The organism is Haloarcula regularis (assembly GCF_029338315.1).
In the GTDB taxonomy this organism is placed as follows: domain Archaea; phylum Halobacteriota; class Halobacteria; order Halobacteriales; family Haloarculaceae; genus Haloarcula; species Haloarcula regularis.
This window is the reverse complement of sequence record NZ_CP119794.1, coordinates 2,300,543-2,323,769: the sequence shown is the minus strand read 5'-3', so window position 1 is coordinate 2,323,769 and position 23,227 is coordinate 2,300,543. Positions and strand designations below refer to the sequence as shown.

The following is a 23,227-nucleotide window of genomic DNA, read 5'->3' as shown; positions in this document are numbered from 1 at the left end:
CGCCGTCAGGTGCCCTGCTCGGACTGCCGTGCCGGGACGAGCGACTCGACAGTCCCCACGCTGCCTACCCGGGCGTAATGACTCCATTACAAGGCCCGCTGTCACCGTCCTCCCGGGCAGTAGCTGATGGCTCTCTCCAACAGGCAGGCACCATGAACACCGAACGCATCGTCTCACTGCTCGTCGTCGGCGTGGTCGTCCTCGCCATCGGGTTCTCGGCCTCGGCGCTCGAGTCGTCGATGACGACGGAACCGGAAGACGCCATCGACCTCGACAACGAGGGCTTCCCGCTGGGCGCCGAGCGGGGCGAGCAGATACAGTCTGCCACCCAGCGCCTCCACGACCAGTACACGGACCCGCCGGAGACCGGCGAGACGAGCCAGCAGCCGGAGATGGCCGCGAGCGACACCGGCGAGAACGCAGTCGTCCCGTCCGACGGCGAGGCGCCGGACTCGGGCAGGTCCGAGGGGACCGGTACCACCCCGACCGATCCCGGGATAGACGTCGTCTCGCTGCTCGTCGCCGCCCTGCTGTGGATCGCGAGCGCCGTCGTCGTCTACCGCTACCGGCGGCGGCTCGACCCGCTGCTCGCCGCACTGAGTGGCGCCTACGTCGATGTCGACGACGAGGGCGACCGCGGACCCGTCGCGATGCCCGACAACGACGTCGAGCGGGCCTGGGCCGAGCTGTTGAATCGGGCCGGCGTCGATCAGCCACAGCGGTACACCCCCCGCATCTGCGCCCGGTTCGCCATCGAGCACGGCTACGACACCGACTCCGTCGAGGGACTCCGCCGGCTCTTCGAGGACGTCCAGTACGGCGCCGTCTCGTCGCTCGAGGGTCACGAACAGCGCGCCAGGGAGATACTGGAGCGGCTCGACGGAGGGATTCGATGAGCGCGGCGGACCTCCGCAACCTCGTGTCGGTCGCCGGTCACGGGACCCGGGGCCTCCGGCGAGCGGGCTGGTACCTGCTCGTGGGGGTCGGCCTCGTCGTCTTCGTCGTGGTCGCCGCCGCCGCTGTCTCGGGCGCTGCCGGGGCACTCCCGGTCGACGGCCTGGTCGCCCTGGCGGGGAACGACTACTTCCTGCTCGGGACGTTCGGGACGCTCGCGCTGGGCATCGTCGTCGTGATGCTCGTCCGGCGGGCCGCCGGCCGGGTCAGCCAGGCCGCCCCCCCGGACCCGGAGACGATCCGGGACGCCAGCCGGCCCGGCGACGAACTCGACGCGTACCTCGGCTCGCTGGCGATCTCGAACCCCAGGGCGTCCAGCGACGCGTTCCAGGAGCGACTCCGCATCGCGGCGGAACAGGCCATGATTCGGACGGAGCAGATCCCCCGCGAGGCGGCCTGCGAACGGGTCGCGACGGGCGAGTGGACCGACGACCAGGTCGTCGCGGCCTTCCTCGGCGAGGAGCGCCACTCGACGCCGACGCTCCACCGGGAGGCCTCGCTCGCACTCCGCGGCGAACGCTGGGGGCAACACGAGGTCCGGACGGCCGCGAAGGCCGTGGTAGATCGGTTCGAGCAGGCGTCGGAGAGTGACCGACGGTGACGACGGTCCGCACCACCGGACGCTGGCGGGGCATCGTCGCCGTCGCCCTGCTCGCCGTCGCCGTCGGCATCCTGCTCGACCGGCCGACGGTGCTGCTCCTTGGCATCGTCGGCGCGGGCTTTGCGGCGTACCCCCGCCTCTCGGGCCCGCCGACCGTCGAGCTGGAACTCGAGCGGCGGCTGGACAACCGTCACCCCAGGCGTGGCGAGCACGTCACCGTGACGGCCCACCTCACCAACGTCGGCGAGCGGACGCTGGCGGACGTCCGCATCGTCGACGGCGTCCCGCCGATGCTCACGGTCTCGTCGGGGAATCCCCGCCACGCGGCGGTCCTGCGGCCCGGGCAGACCACCACGTTCACCTACACGCTCGACGCCGACCACGGGCACCACACGTTCGACCCGGCGACGGTCATCGTCCGCGACGTCACGGGCGCCCACGAGGTAGAGACCACCGTCTCCGCCGCGGGCGAACTCCACTGCACCGAGACGGTCCCGGAGGTCCCGCTGCGGCGACAGACCGACAACTTCGCCGGACAGCTGACCACCGACAGCGGCGGCAACGGCACCGAGTTCCACACGGTCCGGGAGTACAACCGCGGCGACTCCATCCGGCGCATCGACTCCAAGCGGTGGGCCAAGACCGGCGAGCTGACCACCATCGAGTTCCGCGAGGAGCGGCGCAGCTCGGTCCTGTTGCTCGTCGACGCGCGCGAACCGGCCTACCGGTCGGCGAGCGAGAGCGACCCGAACGCCGTCGCCCACAGCATCGCGGCCGCAGAGCAGCTGCTCGGCGCCCTCGAGGACGCCCAGAACCGGGTCGGACTGGCCGCGTTCGGCCGCGAGTTCTGCTGGGAGCGGCCGGGGAGCGGGACCGAGCACATGACCCGCGTGCGCCGCCTGCTCACGTCCCACCCGACGCTGTCGTCGACACCCTCGAAACCGGACGAGGACGGTGACCTCGAGGGGCAGCGCGAGCAGCTGTACGCCCGCCTCGACGCCTCGACGCAGGTCGTGGTCCTCTCGCCGCTGACCGACGAGTGGATCCTTCAGACGATCAGACGCCTGGAGGCGGGCGGCAACGCGACGACGGTCATCAGTCCGGACGTCACCGCGGACGGGACGCTCGGCCGGCGCCTCGCGCGCCTGGAGCGGACCAACCGCCTCCACGCGCTCCGCCAGGCCGACGTGCCGGTCGTCGACTGGGACCCCCAGGCGGCGCTCGGGACGGTCCTGCTGAACGAGGGACGCCGACGGAGGACCGCATGAGCACTGCCGTCTCCCACCGCCCGACGCCCCTCTCGAGTGCGCTCGCGCTCGTGCTGGCCGCGGGCGTCGCCCTCCTGCTGGCGGGGTCGCCCACCCAGCGCCTCGCCGTCATCGGGACGGCCGTCGGCGTCGCGGTGGTCGTCACGGCCGCCCGCCTCCCGGCGCCGGCGGCGATGCCCGAGAAAGTGACCGTCAGGAAGCGGGCCATCCCGACAGCCGGCATCGGCGCCAGCGAGGTGACTGCACTCGGCGCGGGCATCGTCGTCCTGTCGCTGCTGCACGGCTTCCTCACCCTCACCGGCGGCGTCGGGTGGGCCCGCCTGGGGCCCGGTGTGCTCGGCGTCGTCCTCCTCGGGCTGGGCCTGCGGCCGGTCCGCGACCACCTCGCCCGGCGGTTCGTCTCGGCGGGGCTGGCCGCACTCGTCGTCGGCGTCGTCCTGGTCGGCATCTTCGAGCGGGCCGACCCGGGCACGCTGCTCGTCGCGGCCACCGGCGCAATCATCGCCTGGGACGTCGCCGAACACGGCATCAGCCTCGGCGAGCAGCTGCGGACCGACGCCGACACCACCTCGGTCGAACTCCTCCACGCCGGGGCGAGCGCCGGCTTCGGCGCCCTGCTCGTGCTCGGGGCGACAGTGCTCTTCGAGAACGGTGCGACGGAACTGCCGCTCGTGGTGTTGCTGGGCCTGGTCGTCGCCGCCGTCGTCTCGATGGCGGCGCTCTACCGATGAGTGTGTCGGACTCCCGCTGGCCTCCCTCGCTCGTCTGACTGTTCGCTTCGTCGAGGCAGGGGCTTCCAAGTCGGTTCGCACGCGTACCGTGGCAGAAAAAGAGGGCGCTCTCAGTCGGACGGCTGGCTCGCGTAGTTGACCGTCGGCACGGGCACCGAGTCGAGGACGTCTGCGACGACGGCGCGCTTGTCGACGTTGTCGACCCGCGCATCGGGCGTCAGGACGAGGCGGTGGGCCATGACGGCTGGCGCGATGCGCGAGACGTGATCGGGCGTGACGTACGAGCGGCCACGGAGCGCCGCGTAGGCCCGGGCGGCCTCGAAGAGCCGCTGGGTGCCACGCGGGGAGACGCCCGTCTTGACGCGCGGATCCTCGCGGCTGGCCCGCGAGAGCGAGACGATGTACTCCCGGACCGCCTCGTCGACGTGGACCGACTCCGGGGCCGTCCGCAGCGCCGCGGGCGGGAGCGAGAGCCGCGAGCTGACCGCCGGCGTCCGGTCGGTCCGGGCCGCCCGGCGGTTGAGAATCTCCAGTTCGCCGCTGGCAGAGGGGTACCCGAAGCTCGTCTTGACGATGAACCGGTCGACCTGCGCCTCGGGGAGCGGGAAAGTCCCCTCCTGCTCGATGGGGTTCTGGGTGGCGATGACGAAGAAGGGCTCTGGCAGTTCGTGGGTCGTCCCGTCGATGCTGACCTGGCCCTCGGCCATCGCCTCCAGCAGCGCGGCCTGGGTCTTCGGCGAGGCGCGGTTTATCTCGTCGGCCAGGACGACGTTTCCGAATATCGGGCCGGGGCGGAACTCGAACTCATGGGCCTTCTCGTTGAAGACGTAGCTCCCGGTGACGTCGGCGGGGAGCAGGTCGGGGGTGAACTGGATGCGGGTAAAGGACAGCCCCAGCGCCCCGGCGAGCGAGCGGGCCGTCAGCGTCTTGCCCGTCCCCGGGACGTCCTCTAAGAGGACGTGCCCGCGGGCGAGAAAGCCGGTGAGGACGGTCTCGAGGATCTCGCGCTCGGCGATAACCGCGTCGCCGACGTCGTCGAGAACGGTGGTGCAGTGGTCGGCGACGTCGTCGATAGACGGTTCCGGTGACATGTGCCAGAGAAGTGTCGGGACGGGCTTTGTTATCGCCGACCTACCTCCGGACGGCGGGCGTGTCCGACGGTGTCGGGGCCCGTGGCAGCGGGGCCGGCGCGCCGAATCGGCCCGCAGGGGCCGTACGGGGGGCGTAACATCTAACAGGCCGTCCGGCCAAGGAGTCCCATGAACAGACAGCAGGTTCTGGCCATCTTCCTCACGCTGTTGATGGTCGGGTCGGGAATCGTCTACGGGCTCTCGTTTGTCATCTTCTAGTCCCAGACGTCCGAGAGGGGATGGGTGTCGCCGCCGGATCGGGACCGCGACCGGTCGCGCTGGCGGCGGGTGCGTGCGCTGACGCCGGCCAGCGCCCGGTCCGGCGAGAACTTCGGGAGGTCCGGGTCGGACAGGCGGCGCACCTGCGCCCCGAACCAGTCGGGCGTGTCGTGGTTCGCCCGGTCGAAGAGGTCCAGCAGCGACGAGTCCGCGAGGTAGGTCGCACCGTGGTCGTCGGGCGCGCGGACCACGCGGCCACAGGCCTGGATGACCGTCCGGAGTGCGGTGCGGTAGTACCAGCCCCACTGACCGTCCTCGAGGCGGCGGGCCACCCGTGAGTCCCGCGTGTTCGGGTACGGCGCCTTGCAGATGACCTGCCATCGACAGAGGTCGCCCTCCAGGTCCAGCGCCTCCTCCATCTTCACCGAGAGGAAGACGTCGGGGTTGTCGCTGCGCTTCCAGGCGGCCAGCGCGGCGTCCCGGCCCTCCCGGTCGTGGTCGCGGACCCGCGAGCCGACGCCGAACTCCTCGAGGAGGTCCCGTAACTGCTCTTTGATCGCGTAGGAGTGGCAGTGGACCAGGCCCTTCTCGTCGGGGTGGCGGGCCATGATGCGGACCAGCGTCCGGGCGATGGCCGGGAGCGTCTCCTCGCGGTGCTCGAAGGTCATCTTGCCCTGGGTGACGTCGTACAGCGGGCGGTTCTCGACGGGGAAGGTGTGTCCGACCTCGACCAGGGCGACGCTGTCCGGGTCGAGGCCGACGTTGGCACAGAACGCGTCCTTGTTCAGGATGGTCGCCGACAGCAGCGCAAAGCGGTTCCCCCGCTCCCAGACGGTGTGGTTCAGGTAGCGCTCGGGGTTCATCGGCTTTATCGTCACCGCCGACGCCGTCTGGTCGACGACCCAGGTCGTGGCGCTCTCGGCGTCGGTGTAGTCCTCGCGGAACCACTGGAGGTCGCCGCGCAGCTGGTTCAGCGAGTCGCGCTCGGCCACCTCCTCGCCGGTGAGTTCGGCGTTGCCCCGCAGTTCCTTCACCCGACGCTCTGCGAGGTGTTCGACCCGCTCGGTGAACTGTACCGCGTCGTCCAGCCCGTCGATGTCGGGCACCTCGAGGTCCGACCACATCGGGATCGTCTCGGGCGAGAGGTCGATGGTCGCGTACATCTCGGCCCACTCGCCCAGGCCGTGGGCCTCGTCGACGACCACGACATCGCGTTTCCCGAAGACGTCGCTCCCGGCGGTCTGCATGAAGTACGCCAGCGTCATCGCGGCGATGCGGCGGTTCGAGGCGATGGCGCGGTCCGAGAAATAGGGACACCGGTGTTTGACCTGGCAGTCGAACTCGCGTTCGCGGACGCAGGGCGCCTGGTTGACCGGGGTGTCGGTCTCGCCGGGGAGGATGCAGTCGTAGTTGTTCTTCCCGCGGATGACCGAGAGGTCGTCTAACAGGTCGTCGCTGGCCACGTCGTCGAGTTGCGAGACCTGCGGGGTCGTGTAGTAGGCGTCTATGACCTGTTCGGGGGCGGCCTCGCCGGCGGTCCGGGCACACCCCGCGATGGCCCTGGCCAGCAGGGACTTGCCGCTGCCGGTGGGCCCGCACCAGGACCACGTCGTTCCCGGCCTCGAACGCCGACCGGATGTCAGCGAGGGCCTGCTTCTGGTTCCCGCGGTAGGCGGGCGCCGGGAACTCGTCGTGGATCCGCGCCGGGTACACGCTCTGGAGTGACGGACGGCGGGGGGTAAACCTTTCCTGTCGGCCTGCCCCGGCGCCGACCGGCTGTGGCGGCCGCTGGCGCGACAAACGAGGGATAGAGCGCCCCAGTGACCAGCACAACGCATATATGCGGTGAATGGTTTACTCTCCGTAGAGGAACGTAGCACTATGTCACGATCAGCACTCGTCGGCAACGTCACGGCGATGCTCGAGGACGCCGGCTTCCTGGTGAGCGAGCGCTGTGCCATCCGGCCCAAGAGCTTCGACGTCGCGGCGCGGCGCGGCGAGGACGTGCTGCTCGTGAAGATTCTGGGGAACATCGACGCCTTCGACGCCTACACCGGCGCCGAGATGCGCCGCCTCGGAACCTACCTGAACGCGACGCCCATCGTTCTCGGTCTGCGGACCCGCGACGAGGAACTCAAGCCGGGCGTGGTGTACTTCCGCCACGGCGTCCCGGTGCTCTCGCCGGACACCGCGGTCGACCTGTTCGTCGAAGAGGTGCCCCCGCTCATCTACGCCGCGCCGGGGGGCCTGTACGTCAACATCGACTCCGAGGTGCTGGCCGACGCCCGGGAGGACCGCGAGTGGTCGCTGGGACGCCTCGCGAAGGAGTGGGCGTCTCCCGGCGGACCGTCTCGAAGTACGAGGACGGCATGGACGCCTCCGTCGAGGTGGCGGCCCAGCTCGAGGAGCTGTTCGACGCGCCGCTGACCGCGCCGGTGAACGTCCTCGAGGGCACCGAGGACATCCGCGACGACGAACCGACGCCGGAGGACCCCGACGTCGCGCCGGAGGACGAACCCATCGCGACGGTCTTTACCCGCATCGGCTTCACCGTCCACCCCACCGACCGCGCGCCGTTCAAGACGGTCAACGAGAACGCCCAGCGCCGCGAGCAGGTGCTGACCGGCCACTCCGCGCTCACCGAGACCGCCGAGAAGCGCGCCCGCATCATGTCCTCGGTCGGCGAGGTCACCCGGACGCGCTCGGTGTACGTCGTCGACGAGCTCACCCGCGAGTCCGTCGACGGCACGGCGCTCATCGCCGAGGAGGAGATGGAGGAGATCCAGGACGCCGACGACCTCCGGGACCTCATCATGGAACGCGGCGAGGAACCCGAAGAAGTGGCCTGACCGACCGTCGCCCGGGGCTTCTCGCAAGCGCTCTGACGACCGACACAGCGGCGTCGCGGGCCACAGATTCAAACCTCTCACGGCCGAAGCCCGAAAGTGTGAGCCCGTCGGTCGGTGTCGGTATCGCGGTTCTCGCTGCAGTCGCGCTGGCGGCACAGAGTCTCGCCGTCCGGCGGAGTACCGCCAGCCAGTCCGTGACTGACGTCGTCGCCGGCGTCTTCCTCGTCAATCTCGTCATCCTGGTCCCGCTGTCCGCGGCGACCTATGCCCCACCGCACGGTCTCACGGCACGGTCGCTCGGTGCCCTCGCGGTCGGCGGGCTGCTCGGATCGCTGCTGGCCCGTGGCGCGCTGTTCCTGGGCATCGAACGCCTCGGTGCGAGCCGGGCAGAAGCGCTGAAATCGACGTTCCCGCTGGTCGCGGTCGTCACGGCCGTCGTGACGCTGGGCGAGCGACTCACTCCGACGGTGGGAGTCGGGGTCGTGCTGCTCGTCGCTGGCGCGGCGGCCGTCTCGTGGGACGCGCGGGCCGGGCCGGTCACCGCGAGCGGACGCGAAGCGTGGACCCACGTCGGACTCCCGCTGGCGGCGGCGGTCTGTCTGGGCGTCGATCCGGTGTTCACCAAGGTCGGCCTGTCGGGCGAGACGCCCGCGTTGCTCGGCGTCACCGTCCGCGTGGTCGCCGCCGCCTGTTGCTTCGGGCTGTACCTCGGCTGGGGGTACGTGCGCCAGGCAGCGTCGTGGCCGTCGAGACCGAATCGCTGGACGGTCGTCGTCGGCATCGCCAACACGACGTACCTCGGCGCGTACCTGTGGGCGCTGAGCAGGGAACCCGTCAACGTCGTTGCCCCGATTCTGGGGGCGAGTCCCCTGCTGGTACTGCTCGGGTCAGCGGTATTCGCCCGGGACGACGAGCAACTGACCGGCCGCCTCGCCGTTGCGGTGACGGTACTGGTCGCCGGCGTCGCGCTCATCGTCACCGGGTGAAGCCGCGAGAGGCAGCCGTGACGGCCGCGAACCAGGCGACGGTGAGCAGCGCCGCAGACGATGCGGAGTGGCATCAGTCCCGGAAGAACGTGGGCGAAAACCCGCACGCGTCGCTCGCGTCCTGCTTACGCTGCGCCGCTGCCGTACGTCTCTTCCAGGTACTCCACGATATCGTCGGACTCGGGCATCCCCTCGATACCGTGGTCGGGGTCGACCAGGACGGGGACGCCCGTCTGGCCGGAGACCTCCTCGACTTCGGTGCGGTCGCCGTGCGACCGCGGGACCATGTGGGACTCGTACTCGAGGCCCAGCTCGTCGAGTTTCCGCTTTACTTTCGCGCAGTAGGGACACCCGGACAGTTCGTAGAGTTCGAGGTTCGGCATCGACGGCGTCTAGCCCTGCCAGCGGAAAGGGCGTCGGTGCTGTGTTCGGGGCGTGCAGCGCCGTCAGACCGCCGTCTGGAGGACGCCGCCGGTCCGGACGACGAAGTAGACGACGAAGGCCGCGGCCAGCACCCACTGGCCGACGAGGACGTCGTCGAACTCGCCCTGGGCGGTCTTGACGATGGGGTATGAGACGATGCCGGCGGCGATGCCGTAGGCAATGGAGTAGGTGAAGGGCATCACCATGATGGTGAGGCCGGCCGGGACGGCGTGGGCGAAGTCGTCCCACTGGATGTCGACGATGTTGCGCATCAGCAGGACGGCGACGACGACCAGCGCGATGTGGGAGGCATAGAGCGGAATCGCCGTCGCCAGCGGGACGATGGCCAGCGAGGCGAGGAAGAGGCCAGCGACCACCAGCGCGGTGAGGCCGGTCCGACCGCCCTCTTCGACGCCCGTCGCGGACTCGATGTACGTCGTCACCGTGGAGGTGCCGAGCATCCCGCCGACCGTGGTCCCGACGGCGTCGGCCATCAGGGGCTTGTCGATGTCCGGGAAGTCGCCGTCCTCGTCGAGGAAGCCACCGGCCTGGCCGACGCCGACCAGCGTGCCGGCGGTGTCGAAGAAGTCGACGAAGAAGAACGTGAAGACGATGAGGGCAAAGGAGAACGCCTCGACGTTGCCGAAGCCGGCGACGAACGCGCCGGCCAGCGGCGTGATGTCGTACTGCGCAGCGGCGAGGCGCGAGGCGTCGAAGCCGCCGTTACGGACGGCCTCGGTCGCCAGCACGCCGGGTTCGGCCATCCCGAGGAACGTCACGACGGCGCCAAGCACCGTCGTCAGCAGGATGCCAGCGATGATAGAGCCCCGGATGCCCGCGGCGTAGAGGACGAAGGTCAGGAACAGACCCAGCACCGAGAGGATGGCGACGGGGTCGCTGGCGATGCTGCCAAGGCCCACGAGCGTCGCCGGATCGTCGACGACGATGCCCATCGCGTCCAGCCCGATGATGGCCAGGAAGAGGCCGATACCGGTCCCGACGGCGAACTTCACCGGTTCGGGGAACAGCTGGATGATGTACTCGCGGGCGCCGACGGCGGTCAGCGCGATGAAGATGATCCCTTCGACGACGATGGCGGCCAGCGCCGTCTGCCACGGGACGCCCAGCACGCCGATGACCGTGATGGCGAAGAAGGCGTTCAGGCCCAGCCCGGGTGCGAGGCCAAAGGGCCGGTTGGCGTAGAAGGCCATCACCAGCATCGCCGCCACCGACGAGAGGATGGTGACGACGGCCAGCATCTGCAGGACCTCCGGCGGCGAGAAGCCGTCGATGGCGATGCCGCCGGGGGTGTTGTCGTCGGGGAACGCCGTCAGGATGACCGGGTTGAGAAAGACGATGTAACTCATCGTCAGGAACGTCGTCACCCCGGCCAGGACCTCGGTCCTGACGTCGGTGTCGTGCTCGGTCAAGTTGAACAACTGCTCCAGTGTACTCGCCATTTGTGCGAAACTCACAGTAACGGGGCATAAACGTGGCGAGACTGCTCGAAAATAGTCGTTTCAGCGACGGTTCGGAATCTCGCCGGTGCCGTCTGTCAGTTACACGTCGACGTCGACGTCGGCCGGGGCGTCCGCGAGCAGGTCGGAGGCGGTCACGAGCGCCTCGAGTTCCAGGCCGTGCTCGGCGAGGTTCTCGCGGGCGCCCTCCTCCCGGTCGACGACGACCAGGACCCGCTCGACGACGGCGCCGGCCTCGCGCAGGGCCTCGGCGGCGTCGACGGCACTCTGGCCGGTGGTGGCGATGTCCTCGATGATGACGACCTCCTCGCCCTCGCCCAGATCGCCCTCGATGCGGTTGCCGGTGCCGTACGCCTTGGCCTGCTTGCGCGCGATGACGTAGGGGAGGCCCGTCTCGACGCTCGTGACCGCGACGAGCGGGACCGCGCCCAGGGCGACGCCCGCGAGTTTCGTCCCGTCGAGTCGCTCGGCGAAGGCCGCGGCGATGAGTTCGAGACAGCGGGGGTTCGTCTCGAAGACGTACTTGTCGACGTAGTAGTTCGACGTGCCGCCGTGGGAGAGGTCGAACTCGCCGAACTTCACCGCGTCGGCGTCGCGAAGCGCCTCGATGAGTGCGTCGGTGGCCATACGCCACTCTCGTCGACCCCGCGGCTAATACCCATTGGAATCGGGCCGACGCCTACAGGACCGCTGACACGAGGCGTGAAACGTCGACATTTCTAAGCCAGTCGGGCACAGATGACCGTTCGAATGCACGTCTTCGGCTCGAGCGGCGTCCGGGGGGTCGCAGGGGCGGACCTGACACCCCGGTTCGTCCTGCAGATCGCACAGGCGGCCGGGAGCGCCTGGGCCGACGACCACGGCCGGGTCGCCGTCGGCCGGGACACCCGAACGACCGGCCAGACCTTCGCCGACGCCGCCACCAGCGGCCTGACGAGCCTCGGGCTCGACGTCGACCGGCTCGGGATCGTCCCGACGCCCGGACTGCAGGCCTACTGCGAGCGGACCGAGGTGCCGGGGCTGATGGTGACCGCCAGCCACAACCCGCCCGCCTACAACGGCGTGAAGGTCATCGGCGCCGACGGCGTGGGCCTCACGCGCGACGCGCTGAACCGCATCGAGACGACGCTCGCCGAGGAGGACGTGACACACGTGGGCTGGGCGGAGACGGGGACGGCCCGCCGGGTCGAGTCGGCCCGGCGGACCTACCGCGAGGCGGTCGTCGCGGCCGTCGACGCCGAGCGCATCGCCGCCGCCGACCTCACCGTCGTCGTCGACCCCGGCCACGGCGCGGGCTCGCTCGTCAGCCCGGACCTCTTTCGCGAGCTGGGCTGTACGGTCCACACAGTCCACGCACAGCCCGACGGCCACTTCCCGGGCCGGGACCCCGAACCCGTCGCGGAGCACCTCGGGGACCTGCGGACCTACGTCGAGTCGACGGATGCCGACCTGGGCATCGCCCACGACGGGGACGCCGACCGCGCGATGTTCGTCGACGAGCGGGGTCGCCACGTCCCCGGCGAGAGCTCGCTCGCGGCGCTCGCGGCGGCGGAACTCGAGGCCGGCGACACCGTCGTCTCGGCGGTCAACGCCTCACAGCGCCTCGTCGACGTCGTCGAGGACGCCGGCGCAGCCCTCTCGCTTTCCCCCATCGGGTCGACGAACATCGTCAGTCGAATCCGCGACCTGACGGCGGCCGGCGAGTCGGTCCCCATCGCCGGCGAGGGCAACGGCGGGCTCTTCTTCCCGCGCTACCGCGTCGCCCGGGACGGCGCGTACACGGCCGCGCGGTTCTGCGAGCTGGTCGCGGAGACCCCGCCAGCGAACTGGTCGATCCGTACAGCGACTACCACACCGTCAGACGCGCCCTGGAGTACGAGGCGGAGGCCGAGCGCGAGGCCATGCTCGACCGCATCGAGGCCCACGCCACCGACGCCGCCGCGGACCTGGACACGACCGACGGCTGGCGACTCGACTACGGCGACGCCTGGGTGCTGGCCCGTCCCTCGGGGACCGAGCCCATCGTCCGGGTGTACGCCGAGGCCCGGGACGTCGACCGGGCCCGGTCGCTGGCGGACGAACTCGTGGACGTGGCCCGGGCGTAGCGCCGACGCACAGGGTCGCAGTGGACGGTGGTACAGGGTCGCCGCCGGTCACAGCTCGCCGTACTCGTCGAGCGCCGCCTCGATGGCCTCGCGCTCCTCGCGAGCGGCCGCCAGGTCGCGCTCGACGGCCCCGCTCTCGAGGCGGTCCCGCTCGCCGTCGGTGAGCTGGTTCCGGGCGAGTGCGGTGTCCCGGAGCCGCGCGTAGTCGTCCCGGCGGGAGAGCGCCCGGACCTCACGTAGACGGGCCACGACCGGTTCGTCGGCGAACCGGACGACGACCGACTGATACGCTCGGGTGACCCAGGCCAGGTGGTCGGCGGGCGGCGGCGGCCAGTCGACGGTCACCGGCGCCGCGTCCAGGCGCTCGAGGTAGGTCTGGCGGGTCGCGACGGCGCGCTTGAGCGCGGCCGTGTCGTCGACGTAGTGGTCGAGCTTCGAGGTCGAGTAGTCGGCGTACTCCAGCAGTCTCGGGACTGGCTCCGCGCCGGCCTCGTGGGTCCGGACGTACTCGAGCAGGTCCTCGGGCGGGGACCGGAACGGGACCAGCGGGTAGGCGTCGGCCCGTGCCACCGTCTCGAGCACCTCCCGGGCCGACTGCTCGCTGCGGAACGTCCGGAACGCCTCGCGGACGGCCGCGTTGTATTCCTCGATGGGAGCACGCAACTCCTCGACGGGGGCGTCGAGGTCGGCCTCGCCCAGGCGCTGGAGGCGCTCGAGGTCCGCGACACGTGATTCGAGGTCGTCCAGGCGCCGCCGCGCCTCCCGGCGTGCCGTGCGGTAGGCCTCCCGGGCGGCCTCGAGGTCGTCCAGGCGCGCGACGAGGTCACCGACCGGTTCCAGGTCGCGGCGGGCCCGCTCGAAGTCGCTCTCGGTGAGCCGCCGCTGCTGGAGAGCCTCGTCGACGGCCTCGAAGGTCTCGCGCTCGGGGACGTCCTCGTCCAGGTCGTCGGTCAGCGTGGCGACGGCGCCCTGGAACTCGGTGAACGCCTGGAAGTTCCCGCTGCCCGTCGCCGTCTCCTCGTAGCGGTCCAGCAGGTCCCGGAACTGCCGGTAGGCGTCCCGGCAGGTCGCCAGGCGCTCCCGGCCGACGTCGTCGACGCGTTCGCGTGCCGTCTCGTACTCGCGAGCGGCGGTCTCCAGCTTTCGGACGGCGTCGGAGTCGGCCATCGGGTCAGTAGACGTCGTCGGGGTCGAACACTCGTTCGCCGACCGTCTCGCCGTCGACGGTCCGGTAGAAACACGACTCGTAGCCGGTGTGGCAGGCGCCGCCGGTCTGGTCGACGAGATAGAGGAGTGCGTCGCCGTCGCAGTCGACGCGGACCTCCTCGATTTCCTGGGTGTGGCCGCTGGTCCCGCCCTTCTTCCAGAGCTCGTCGCGGCTCCGCGAGTAGTAGTGGGCGTACCCCGTCTCGCGGGTCCGTTCGAGCGCCTCCTCGGTGACGTAGGCGAGCATGAGCACCTCGCCGGTCTCGGCGTCCTGGGCGACGGCGGGGAGGTACTCCTGCCCGTCGAACGCGAGGTCCACGTCGGTCATACTCGCCCGGAGGCCCGTCCGCAAGATAGGTCTTGTGACGGGTGGCTACTTATGCTGCCGGGCACGACGTCCAGTATGGCCCCAACGCACGTGCTGGTCCCGCTGGACGGCTCCCCCCTTGCCGACGACGCGCTCGTCCACGCGCTCGAGACCTTCGACTGCCGGGTGACGGTGCTGAACGTTGTCACGCCGCTCGACGGGGGGATGAGTGAGGGTGGGGTCCTCGACGCGGGCCCGGAGCGCGAGGCCGACGCCCGCCAGCGCGCCGAGCGACTCGTCGAGCGCGCCGAGCGCCGGGCGGCCGACGCCGACCGGGCCGTCGAGACGGCCGTCGAGACGGGCGACCCCGCCGAGACCATCCTCGCGTTCGTCGACTCGCACGACGTCGACCAGGTCGTGATGGGCGGCCACGGCGGCGAGCGCCACGAGATCGCGCGGCGGTTGCTCGGGACGGTGGCGACGAGCGTCGTGAGCGAAGCGCCGGTGACGGTCACCGTGGTCCGGTAGATGACCGACGAGGCGAGAGCGAAGGGGGCGGTCGTCGACGACGTGTTCTGGGACCCCCACGCCAGCCCCCGCAGCGTCTGGGCGCTGGTCGCGACGTACCCCGTGCTGGTTCTGGGGATCTACCGCCGGAGCGAAGCCCTGCTCGCGCTGACGGGCGTGTCGGTCGTCCTGAACCTGCTGCTGGCCACGCCCCCCGAGACAGACGCGCCCTGGGCGACGCGCGTCGTCCGCGGCGAGCAGGTGTGGCTCGACCGCGGGATAGGTTCCGAGCCGGGCACGCTGGGCGTGCTCGGGGTCGGCGCGGTGGCCCAGCTGTACACCTTCCGGGCGGCGCTCGACCAGCGACCGGTGCGGACGGCACTCGGGACCGTCGCGTCGATGGCGCTGATGCTGGTCTTCTTCGCGCGGATGGTCGGGCTCTACGACGCCCACGGGGACCCCAAGAATCCGATGTGAAGGCGACCGCTCAGGAGATACCGAGCACCGTCGAGAACGCCCGGTAGAGGGCGAAGCCGACGATGACCGACGTCACCAGGGTGACGAGCCAGAAGCCGATGGTCACGCCGATCTTGCGCCGCGAGACGCCCGCCGACCCGCCGGCGAGGCCGCCGCCGATGACGCCGGAGATGATGATGTTGTTGAACGAGATGGGGATGCCCAGCGCGATGGCCAGTTGGGCGATGATGAAGCCGGGGACGAGCGCCGCGATGGACCGGCGGACCCCCAGCTGAGCGTACTCGCGGGAGGTCGCCTGGAGCAGTCGCGGCGCGCCCATCCACGCGCCGCCGAGGATGCCGGTGGCGCCGATACCCAACAGGAGGAGCGCCGGCGCGCCCAGTTCGGCCCGGTAGAGGTTCTCCAGTGGCCCCGTGGCCAGGCCGACCTGGCTGCCGCCGCTGGAGAAGGCGACGACGCTGCCCAGCACGACGAGGAAGGTCTTGATGCCGCGGTCGACGGACTGCTGGGTGCGCCGACGGATGAAGGCGAAACTGACGGCCGCGAGTGCGAGCGTCGCCACGACGACGACGGGGTCGACGCCCCCGACGGCGGGCGCGGGCACGACCATCGCCACGGCGCCGGCCAGCGAGTTCTGCGTGGCGCCGGACGGCGCGGGAATCACGCTCAGTTCGACGTTGGCGACGATGCCGCCGACGACGGCCGCGAGCAGCGGCACGCCCACCGTCTCGGGGATGTCGTCGCGGCGCAGGATCGTCGCTGTGAGGTAGGCCAGGCCACCCGAGACGGGGGGCACCAGCACCCAGAACAGACCGATACGCCGGTAGGTGTCGAAGACCGGCGTGCCCCCCAGCGAGAGGCCGACGCCGATCATCGCGCCCGTCGTCGCGAACGCCGCCGGGACCGGGTAGCCGGTGTAGACGCCGAAGGCCATGAACAGCGTCGCGGTCAGCAGGCCGGCCGTCGCCGCCAGCGAGGTGATCGAGGCGTCGCCGATGAGGCCCGCACCGACGGTCTCGGAGATGCTGCCGCCCTGCGTGAGTGCGCCGGCCGCCGCGAGGATGCCGATGAGGAAGGCAGCCCGCATCGTCGAGATGGCGTTCGCGCCGATAGCAGGGGCGAAGGGCGGCGAGTTGCTGTTGGCGCCCAGCGCCCAGGCGGTCACGAGGCCGGTCACCGTCGCGAGGGCGACCAGCACCCAGAAGACGACATCGACCACTGCAGGTCAGCCCCCCCCCAGCGTGGTCCGGTCGCGGTCATTGCCCGCCGTTCACGCCCGGCAGGGATAAGGGTTCGCGCGACGTCCGGCTATCGCCCGGGTCGCACCGCTCAGTAGCCGAGCGAGTCGCGGACGAGGACCAGCGTCGTTCGTCTCTCCTCGGCTTCCTGTCGGTAGATGAGCTGTTTCGCGATGGCGCTCCCGGCGCCGTAGGCGTCCTGTGCCCGGGCGTCTTCGAGCGGGAAGGCCACGTCTTCTAGTCGGTCCAGCGCGGCCTCCAGGTCCTCGACGACCTTGTTCGCCCCGGCGACGAGCAGCAGGTTCTCGGCGGCGAAGGGGTAGGCCCCGATTCGGCTGCCGGAGGCGTCGGCGGCGACGAGTTCGCCGGTCGCGGCGATGGCGTTGACGCTGCCGAGGAAGTAGTCGCTGGCCTGTGCTTCACGGCGGGCGCGCTGGCGCTCGGCGTCGTCGTCGATGCCGTACACCTCGCTGTGGACGTTCTCCCACTCGTGGTCGCCGTCTGTGAGATACTCCACGAAGCCGATCTCCTCGAGCGTCGTCGAGTGACCGTCCATCACCGACGCGCCGGCGGGGATACGATCCTGTATCTCCGCGAGTGCCGCCGCGCCGTCGTCGACGACGACCACGTCGAAGCCGCTGGCTTCGAGGTTCTCGACGGCCGCGTCGAGTTCGTCGGCCGTCGGGAGGTCGTCGAGGGCCTCGTCGTAATCGACACTGTCGGCGTACCCATCCTTGTGTTGGGACATACAGCAACTGTGGTGGTCGTGCGTGAAAAGCGCTCGCGGACGGCGCTGTCACCGGGTGACACCGGTGTTACCGTCCGGTCGAGCCAGTGTCGCGTGGAGGCCACTGACTCGGTGAGCCGTCGGCGGTCGAACCGGCGAGCCGCCGACGCGAGCCGAACACTCATGTGTCACCCCGACCCACACCGAGGTATCGAATGTCCCGACGGTACGACCACGCGCAGGTCCAGGAGTACTGGCAACACGTCTGGGAGCGAGAGGGCGTCTACGACTGCCCCGACGACGCCGAGGACCCCACCTACGTCCTGGGGATGTTCCCCTACACCTCGGGGTCGCTGCACATGGGCCACATCCGCAACTACGCCATCACGGACGCCTACGCCCGCTATCGGCGGATGGCCGGCGACGACGTGCTTCACCCGATGGGGTGGGACGCCTTCGGCCTCCCCGCGGAGAACGCGGCCTACGAGCGCGACACCGACCCCGAGTCGTGGACCCGCAGTTGCATCGACCGGATGCGCGCGGACCTCCGGGAGATGGGCTTTGGCTACGACTGGTCCCGAGAGATAACCACCTGTGACCCCGAGTACTACCGCTGGAATCAGTGGCTGTTCACCCGCTTCTACGACGAGGGGCTCGTCGAGTACGGCGCGGCGACGGTCAACTGGTGTCCGGACTGCGAGACGGTGCTGGCCGACGCACAGGTCGAGACGGGGGATGACGACGGGGGGCTCGACCGCAAGCACGACCACTCGCACGCCCACGCACAGGGGGTCTGCTGGCGCTGTGGCACCGATGTCGAGCAGCGCGACCTGGATCAGTGGTTCTTCACCATCACCGACTACGCCGAGGAGCTGTACGACGGGCTCGACGATCTCGACGGGTGGCCCGAGGGTGTCAGGGACAGCCAGCGCAACTGGATCGGCAAGCAGGCGGGCGCGCGGGTCGCCTTCGACGTGGCCGGCGAGGGACTCGAGACGTCCGTCGACGCGTTCACGACGCGTCTCGATACGGTGTACGGCACGACCTACCTCGCGCTCTCGCCGGGCCACGACCTCGTCCGCGAGGTCGCCGAGCGTGACGACGCGGTGGCCGAGTACGTGGAGTCGGTCGCGAGCACCGACGACGCCGGCCTGAGCGGCATCGAGACAGCCCTCACCGCGACGCATCCGTTCACCGGCGAGGACCTGCCGGTGTACGTCGCGGCCTACGTGTTAGACGACGTGGGCACGGGCGCGGTCATGGGCGTGCCCGCGCACAACGAGCGCGACCACGCCTTCGCCACGGAACACGACCTCCCCGTCGAACAGGTGGTCGAACCCGTCGACGGCAGCGGGACGAACCTGCCCGAGACCGCGTTCACCGAGGACGGAATGTTGACCGCCAGCGGCGAGTACGACGGCCTGGCGAGCACCGCCGCCCGCGACCGGTTGCTGGACCACGACGCCGCCGAGTCGGCGACGACCTACCGCCTGCGGGACTGGCTCATCTCCCGCCAGCGCTACTGGGGCACCCCCATCCCCATCGTCCACTGTGAGGACTGCGGGCACGTCCCGGTCCCCGACGAGGACTTGCCCGTCGAGTTGCCCGAGTACGTCCAGACGACCGGGAACCCGCTGGACGCGGCCGAGGAGTGGCAGCAGACCGAGTGCCCCGACTGTGGCAAGCTGGCCGAGCGCGAGACGGACACGATGGACACCTTCGTCGACTCCTCGTGGTACTTCCTGCGGTACCTCTCGCCGCACTTCGACGAGGCTCCGTTCGACCAGGCGACCGCCGACGAGTGGCTCCCGGTCGACGTCTACGTCGGCGGCGAGGAACACGCCGTCCTCCACCTGCTCTACATCCGCTTTCACGCGGGCCCTGGCCGACATCGGCCTGCTGGAGCGACGCGAACCGGTCGATCGACTCATCAACCAGGGGACGGTCCTCCACGGCGGCGAGAAGATGTCCAAGTCCAAGGGCAACGACATCGCGCCACACGAGTACGGCGCGGAGACGACCCGGCTGTTCGTCCTCTCGGCGGCCCACCCCAACCAGGACTTCGAGTGGACCGTCAAGGACGTCTCGGCCGTCTACGACTTCCAGCAGACGCTGTACGACCTCGTAAGCGAGTTCACCGATGGCATCGACGCCCGCACCGAGAGCGAGCCCCACGACGCCTACCTCGAGCGAGAGATCGACCGCACCATCGCCGCCGTCACCGACGAGTACGAGCGGTTCCGGTTCCACCGCGTGGTCGGCGAACTCCAGCGGTTCGCCAGCCTCCTGCGCCGGTACGCGAGTTACGATACGCCGTACCGGTTCGCCTACAGCCGTGGACTCCGGACCGTCGCCGCACTGGTCGCGCCCATCGCGCCCTACCTGGGCGAGGAGCTGTGGCACCTGCTCGACGAGGAGGGGCTGGTGTCGACGGCGCGCTGGCCCGAGGCGCTACGCGACGTCTCGGAGTACCGCATCGAGCGCGAGCTCGTCCGCCGGACGCTGGGCGACGTCCGGGACATCACCGAGGTGGTCGACATCGACGACCCCGACGAGATCGAGGTCGTCGTGGCCCAGGACTGGAAGTACGAGGCCTACGAGATCGCCCGCGCGGCCGAAGGGAGTGGGGTCGCGGACCGAGCGAGCGGTGAAACCGCGAGCCGCGAGGCCGACCCGGACAGCGCCCTCGTCGGGGAGATCATGGCCGACGAGGACGTCGCGGCCCACGGCGACGCGGTCGCCGAGTACGCGGGCGAACTCGCCGCGAACGGGGCGGGCCTCGAACCGATCGTCGACGGCGAGCGCGAGCTCCAGGTCCTGGAACAGGCCGCCTGGCTGTTCACCGAGGAGTTCGGGGCCGAGGTGTCGGTGCGCCGGGCGAGCGAGGGCGACGACCTGGCGTCGAAGGCCCGGCCCAACAAGCCCGCCATCCACATCTCCTGAGCGCGGCCCCGGGTCTTACGAGAAGGGCAGCGGGAACGGAATCGACCCGTGGGAGTAGCCCTCGACGCTGCCGTCGGGTCGATAGCGGAAGACGACCAGGGGCTGGTAGCCCACGTCGGGGCGCTCGCCGAGGACGCGGCGCCACTCGTCGTCGGCGAAGGAGGTGGCGTCGACGACCAGCACGGCGCCGGGGTGGGCGGCCAGTTGGTCGCGGGTCTTGGCGTCGCCGGAGGCCTTGACCGCCGCGATGCCGGTGTTGACCTGGCGGCGCGAGGGCGGGCGCGGACGGGTCACCTCGACGAGGGTGTCCTCGACGCGGAAGTCGATGGCGTGGCCCGACCCGAGTTCGACCTCGGGTTCGAAGTCGTTGCCGGCGTCGGCGAGCAGCTTGGCGACGTTGAACTCACCCATGGTCGCCTGCATCCGCGAGAGGTCGAAGCCCTGGCTGGTCCCGAGCTTGCTCGCCATGGTGTAGCGGTAGTCGTCTAAGACCCCCGTCGCGAGGAGGTCGTCGTAAAAGCGCAGGCCAGCCTCGCGGGACGCGTCGGGGAAGCCGCCGGCGTGGTCGCGAAAGAAGGTCCGGGTCGACTCGCGGCCGTCCTTCGAGAGGAAGACGGGCAGGAAGAACTGGGCGACGTGCTCGTAGTCGGCGAGCCACGGGTCCTCGACCTCGAGTGGGCGAGCAGTTCGCGCTCGCCCCACTCGGCGATGGGGTCGGTCACCTCGTCGAAAGTGTACTTGTCGGTGCGCCACAGCGTCTCGGGCGTCTCGGTGTTGCCCATCCAGTAGGCCTCCTGGCCGTTCCAGACGAACAGCGCGAGGTCGCCGTTGTCCATCTCCAGGCGCCGGGCGGCCCACCCCTCGGGCGGGGCGAACCACGGGCCGTTCATCGTCGCGCCGAAACGGTTCTGCAGGGGTGAGAGAAGGTCGCGCCGGACGCGGTCCTCGCTCCAGCGCTGGGTCGAGTGTCGAAATCGTAAGGGACCAGCCACGCTGGTCTGTAGTCGGTCAGCGCTCTAATGCGTTCCGCACGACGTGTCAGCGGTGGACACGGTGGCCGGCACCAGGCGGGGCGGCGCGAGAGGCGCCGCTTCGACCCGGCGACCGCCGGACCACGCGGGTACGGACGACCGCTGCGGAAACAGCCGTTGCCGAAACGGTTGGAACGACCGTTACATTGATAGTCACTACCACGCTAGTTGGGGTGTGGTAACCTATGTCGATGGGAGCGTATGACGACGACGAACACGAACGCCGTGAGCGCAAGAACACCGAAGTCGACCTCTCGGAGGACGACGACCGGACAGCGTATCACGGGACCGTGACCTACGACGGCGACGAGTCCACCGAGGAACTGCTGGACCAGTTCAAGCAGATCAACTCGGAGCAGTAGCCGGTCTTCTCGCCCTGATCCGCAACAGCGCCACGGAGACGGCTGTCACGACCGTCACGGCGGTGACGTGGGCAAGCAGCGACGCGAGCAAGACCGGCTGGTCGAGCACGAACGGCACCAGGACCAGTTGCAGGACCCCGAAGCCCCAGGTCTCTACGTCGGCGCGCTGGAAGACCCGTGCCGTCTCGGGGTCGAACCGGTAGCGCGCGGAGCGCCACAGGCCGGTGACGGTGGCCCACCACCCGGTCCCGATGCGGTAGCTGACGTCCCACAGCACCAGCAGGAGGAGGTAGACGACGAGCACCGGCGGCTCCTCGCCGAACAGCGTGGTCACCAGCGGCGTGCTGCTGGTCTGGGGGTCGAAGACGAACAGGTGTGAGAGGATGGCGACGTAGGCCAGCACCGAGAGCACCACCTCCATGTTCGAGGAGAACAGCAGCGCCCGGTAGGGCTGTGGGACGTCGATGCGGCGGATGAGTGTGCTGATGCGCAGCATCTCGATGCTCCCGATGCTGGCGACGAAGACCACCGCCGTCGCCGCGATGGCGGCGTTCCAGGTGTCGTAGTACCACGACAGCGCGACGATGGCGGTCTCGAAGATGAGCAGCTGGATGGCGATGGCCGCCCACGTCGGCAACCGGATTCCTGGCAGCGCGCCGACGATGCTCTCGTACACCCAGGTCTCGCCGTACTCGGGGTGTGGCGAGTCGCCGCTCATCGGCCCGCCCCGCCGTCGGTGGCCGTCGGCCGCGGCGCGCGGTCGTCGCACCGCTCGGCGTTCGCGCGGTCGACCGCCGTCTCGAACGGCGTCAGGTCGACCGGGACCAGGTCGCGAATCGAGTCGTCGTCGGCGACCACTGGGGTGTCGAGGCCGGCGACCAGCGGCCGCGCGACGCTCGCGGGGACGTCGGTCAGGAACCCGACCCAGTACGAGGAGAGGCCGGGCGAGAGCATCGGCAGCGGGACGATGCGCAGGCCGCCCGACCCCGCCCGGGCGCCCGTCCGCCGGAGGACGTCCGCGTAGCTCATCACCTCGGGGCCGCCGATCTCGTAGGTCCCGCCGGCCGTCGCCGGCGTCTCGAGGACGCCGACGAGGTAGTCGACGACGTCGGCGATGGCGATGGGGTGACAGTCCGTCGCGACGGCCCGCGGGGTGACCAAAAGCGGGAACCGGGCGGCCAGCTCGCAGATCAGCTGGAAACTGGCGCTGCCGGCCCCGACGATGATGGCCGCCCGGAGCGTCGTCAGGTCGTAGGCCCCGGCCGCGAGGAGGTGCTCGACGGTGCGCCGCGAGCGCAGGTGCGTCGAGAGCGGGGCCTCGTCGCCGCCCAGGCCCCCCAGGTAGACGACGCGGTCGACGCCCGCCTCGCTGGCCGCCGCCCGGAAGTGCCGGGCCGCGCGCCGGTCGCGGGCATCGTAGTCGTCGCCGGCACCCATCGAGTGGACCAGGTAGTAGGCGGCGTCGACGCCCTCGAGCGCCGCGTCGAAACTGCCGGGTTCGAGCAGGTCACCCGTCGCTACCTCGACGCCCGGGGCGGGGTCGTACCCCGCCGGGTGGCGCACGAGGACGCGGACGTCGTGGTCCGCGGCGCGGAGCGCGGGGACGAGGTGGCTCCCGACGAACCCCGTCGCCCCGGTGACCAGCACGTGCATACCTGCGATGGATGGGGGCCAGGCGGTAAAAG

Annotated in this window: 18 protein-coding genes and 5 pseudogenes; 11 read left to right on the top strand and 12 right to left on the bottom strand. The window is 70.4% G+C overall.

Features of this window, described 5'->3' with window-relative positions; genetic code table 11:
- Positions 1 to 152 precede the first annotated feature (152 nt).
- From P1N55_RS12485 to P1N55_RS12470, 4 genes are read left to right on the top strand one after another with little or no spacing between them, the layout of a single operon-like run.
- On the top strand, positions 153 to 896 hold the full coding sequence (locus P1N55_RS12485; RefSeq protein ID WP_276275893.1) for a DUF4129 domain-containing protein: 744 nt from the start codon (positions 153 to 155) through the stop codon (positions 894 to 896).
- A complete protein-coding gene (locus P1N55_RS12480) occupies positions 893 to 1,555 on the top strand; it encodes a DUF7269 family protein (protein ID WP_276275892.1) in 663 nt (220 codons plus the stop codon). The genes P1N55_RS12485 and P1N55_RS12480 overlap by 4 nt, the downstream gene beginning before the upstream one ends.
- Positions 1,552 to 2,823: a DUF58 domain-containing protein gene (locus tag P1N55_RS12475; protein WP_276275891.1), complete on the top strand. Its 1,272-nt coding sequence runs from the start codon at positions 1,552 to 1,554 to the stop codon at positions 2,821 to 2,823. The genes P1N55_RS12480 and P1N55_RS12475 overlap by 4 nt, the downstream gene beginning before the upstream one ends.
- Positions 2,820 to 3,554: a DUF7519 family protein gene (locus P1N55_RS12470; RefSeq protein ID WP_276275890.1), complete on the top strand. Its 735-nt coding sequence runs from the start codon at positions 2,820 to 2,822 to the stop codon at positions 3,552 to 3,554. The genes P1N55_RS12475 and P1N55_RS12470 overlap by 4 nt, the downstream gene beginning before the upstream one ends.
- 110 nt (positions 3,555 to 3,664) lie before the next feature.
- Here P1N55_RS12470 and P1N55_RS12465 read toward each other — a convergent pair whose 3' ends face one another.
- Positions 3,665 to 4,645: an AAA family ATPase gene (locus tag P1N55_RS12465; RefSeq protein ID WP_276275889.1), complete on the bottom strand. Its 981-nt coding sequence runs from the start codon at positions 4,643 to 4,645 to the stop codon at positions 3,665 to 3,667.
- Positions 4,646 to 4,899: 254 nt separating this feature from the next.
- A pseudogene (locus P1N55_RS12460) lies at positions 4,900 to 6,616 on the bottom strand (helicase C-terminal domain-containing protein).
- A 168-nt stretch (positions 6,617 to 6,784) separates the two neighbouring features.
- Between P1N55_RS12460 and P1N55_RS12455 the strand changes: the two are divergent.
- A pseudogene (locus P1N55_RS12455) lies at positions 6,785 to 7,752 on the top strand (transcriptional regulator).
- Between the two features lie 98 nt (positions 7,753 to 7,850).
- Positions 7,851 to 8,738 carry a DMT family transporter gene (locus tag P1N55_RS12450; protein WP_276275888.1) on the top strand — a complete coding sequence of 296 codons (888 nt, stop codon included), beginning with the start codon at positions 7,851 to 7,853 and terminating at the stop codon, positions 8,736 to 8,738.
- A 125-nt stretch (positions 8,739 to 8,863) separates the two neighbouring features.
- On the opposite strand, the gene P1N55_RS12445 is transcribed toward P1N55_RS12450, so the two are convergent.
- The 3 genes from P1N55_RS12445 to pyrE all read right to left on the bottom strand — a co-directional run bounded on the left by P1N55_RS12445 (position 8,864) and on the right by pyrE (position 11,266).
- Positions 8,864 to 9,121 carry a glutaredoxin family protein gene (locus P1N55_RS12445; protein WP_276275887.1) on the bottom strand — a complete coding sequence of 86 codons (258 nt, stop codon included), beginning with the start codon at positions 9,119 to 9,121 and terminating at the stop codon, positions 8,864 to 8,866.
- Between the two features lie 63 nt (positions 9,122 to 9,184).
- Positions 9,185 to 10,621, bottom strand: a complete 1,437-nt coding sequence (locus P1N55_RS12440; RefSeq protein ID WP_276275886.1) for an NCS2 family permease — start codon at positions 10,619 to 10,621, stop codon at positions 9,185 to 9,187.
- A 99-nt stretch (positions 10,622 to 10,720) separates the two neighbouring features.
- Complete coding sequence (gene pyrE, locus P1N55_RS12435; RefSeq protein ID WP_276275885.1) at positions 10,721 to 11,266, bottom strand: orotate phosphoribosyltransferase; 546 nt, start codon at positions 11,264 to 11,266, stop codon at positions 10,721 to 10,723.
- A 123-nt stretch (positions 11,267 to 11,389) separates the two neighbouring features.
- Here pyrE and glmM point away from each other — a divergent pair.
- A pseudogene (gene glmM / locus P1N55_RS12430) lies at positions 11,390 to 12,744 on the top strand (phosphoglucosamine mutase).
- Between the two features lie 48 nt (positions 12,745 to 12,792).
- On the opposite strand, the gene P1N55_RS12425 reads toward glmM, so the two are convergent.
- Both P1N55_RS12425 and hisI read right to left on the bottom strand, forming a co-directional pair.
- The gene (locus tag P1N55_RS12425; protein ID WP_276275884.1) at positions 12,793 to 13,911 is read right to left on the bottom strand and encodes a DUF7118 family protein; all 1,119 of its coding nucleotides are present in this window, start codon (positions 13,909 to 13,911) and stop codon (positions 12,793 to 12,795) included.
- A 4-nt stretch (positions 13,912 to 13,915) separates the two neighbouring features.
- Positions 13,916 to 14,278, bottom strand: a complete 363-nt coding sequence (hisI, locus tag P1N55_RS12420; RefSeq protein WP_276275883.1) for a phosphoribosyl-AMP cyclohydrolase — start codon at positions 14,276 to 14,278, stop codon at positions 13,916 to 13,918.
- 75 nt (positions 14,279 to 14,353) lie between these two features.
- Here hisI and P1N55_RS12415 point away from each other — a divergent pair, with 75 nt between their 5' ends.
- Both P1N55_RS12415 and P1N55_RS12410 read left to right on the top strand, forming a co-directional pair.
- Entirely contained in the window at positions 14,354 to 14,785 is a 432-nt protein-coding gene (locus P1N55_RS12415) for a universal stress protein (RefSeq protein ID WP_276275882.1), read from the top strand.
- The gene (locus tag P1N55_RS12410) at positions 14,786 to 15,241 is read left to right on the top strand and encodes a DUF6653 family protein (RefSeq protein WP_276275881.1); all 456 of its coding nucleotides are present in this window, start codon (positions 14,786 to 14,788) and stop codon (positions 15,239 to 15,241) included. It abuts the gene before it with no gap.
- 10 nt (positions 15,242 to 15,251) lie between these two features.
- Here P1N55_RS12410 and P1N55_RS12405 read toward each other — a convergent pair whose 3' ends face one another.
- Both P1N55_RS12405 and P1N55_RS12400 read right to left on the bottom strand, forming a co-directional pair.
- Entirely contained in the window at positions 15,252 to 16,460 is a 1,209-nt protein-coding gene (locus tag P1N55_RS12405; protein ID WP_276275880.1) for an inorganic phosphate transporter, read from the bottom strand.
- 110 nt (positions 16,461 to 16,570) lie between these two features.
- Positions 16,571 to 17,227, bottom strand: a complete 657-nt coding sequence (locus P1N55_RS12400) for a lactate utilization protein (protein ID WP_276275879.1) — start codon at positions 17,225 to 17,227, stop codon at positions 16,571 to 16,573.
- A gap of 194 nt (positions 17,228 to 17,421) precedes the next feature.
- On the opposite strand from P1N55_RS12400, the pseudogene leuS reads away from it, so the two are divergent.
- Positions 17,422 to 20,149: pseudogene (leuS, locus tag P1N55_RS12395) on the top strand (leucine--tRNA ligase).
- Between the two features lie 15 nt (positions 20,150 to 20,164).
- Here leuS and P1N55_RS12390 read toward each other — a convergent pair.
- Positions 20,165 to 21,141, bottom strand: a pseudogene (locus P1N55_RS12390) (DUF5784 family protein).
- A 224-nt stretch (positions 21,142 to 21,365) separates the two neighbouring features.
- Here P1N55_RS12390 and P1N55_RS12385 point away from each other — a divergent pair.
- Positions 21,366 to 21,542: a DUF5786 family protein gene (locus P1N55_RS12385; protein WP_276275878.1), complete on the top strand. Its 177-nt coding sequence runs from the start codon at positions 21,366 to 21,368 to the stop codon at positions 21,540 to 21,542.
- Here the strand turns inward: P1N55_RS12385 and P1N55_RS12380 are convergent.
- Together P1N55_RS12380 and P1N55_RS12375 are read right to left on the bottom strand one after the other, a co-directional pair.
- Complete coding sequence (locus tag P1N55_RS12380; protein ID WP_276275877.1) at positions 21,526 to 22,260, bottom strand: DUF7530 family protein; 735 nt, start codon at positions 22,258 to 22,260, stop codon at positions 21,526 to 21,528. The two genes, P1N55_RS12385 and P1N55_RS12380, sit on opposite strands and share 17 nt — an antisense overlap.
- Positions 22,257 to 23,195, bottom strand: coding sequence for an NAD(P)H-binding protein (locus tag P1N55_RS12375; protein WP_276275876.1), 939 nt, complete (start codon positions 23,193 to 23,195; stop codon positions 22,257 to 22,259). Before P1N55_RS12375 ends, P1N55_RS12380 begins: the two co-directional genes overlap by 4 nt.
- Between the last annotated feature and the right edge of the window lie 32 nt (positions 23,196 to 23,227).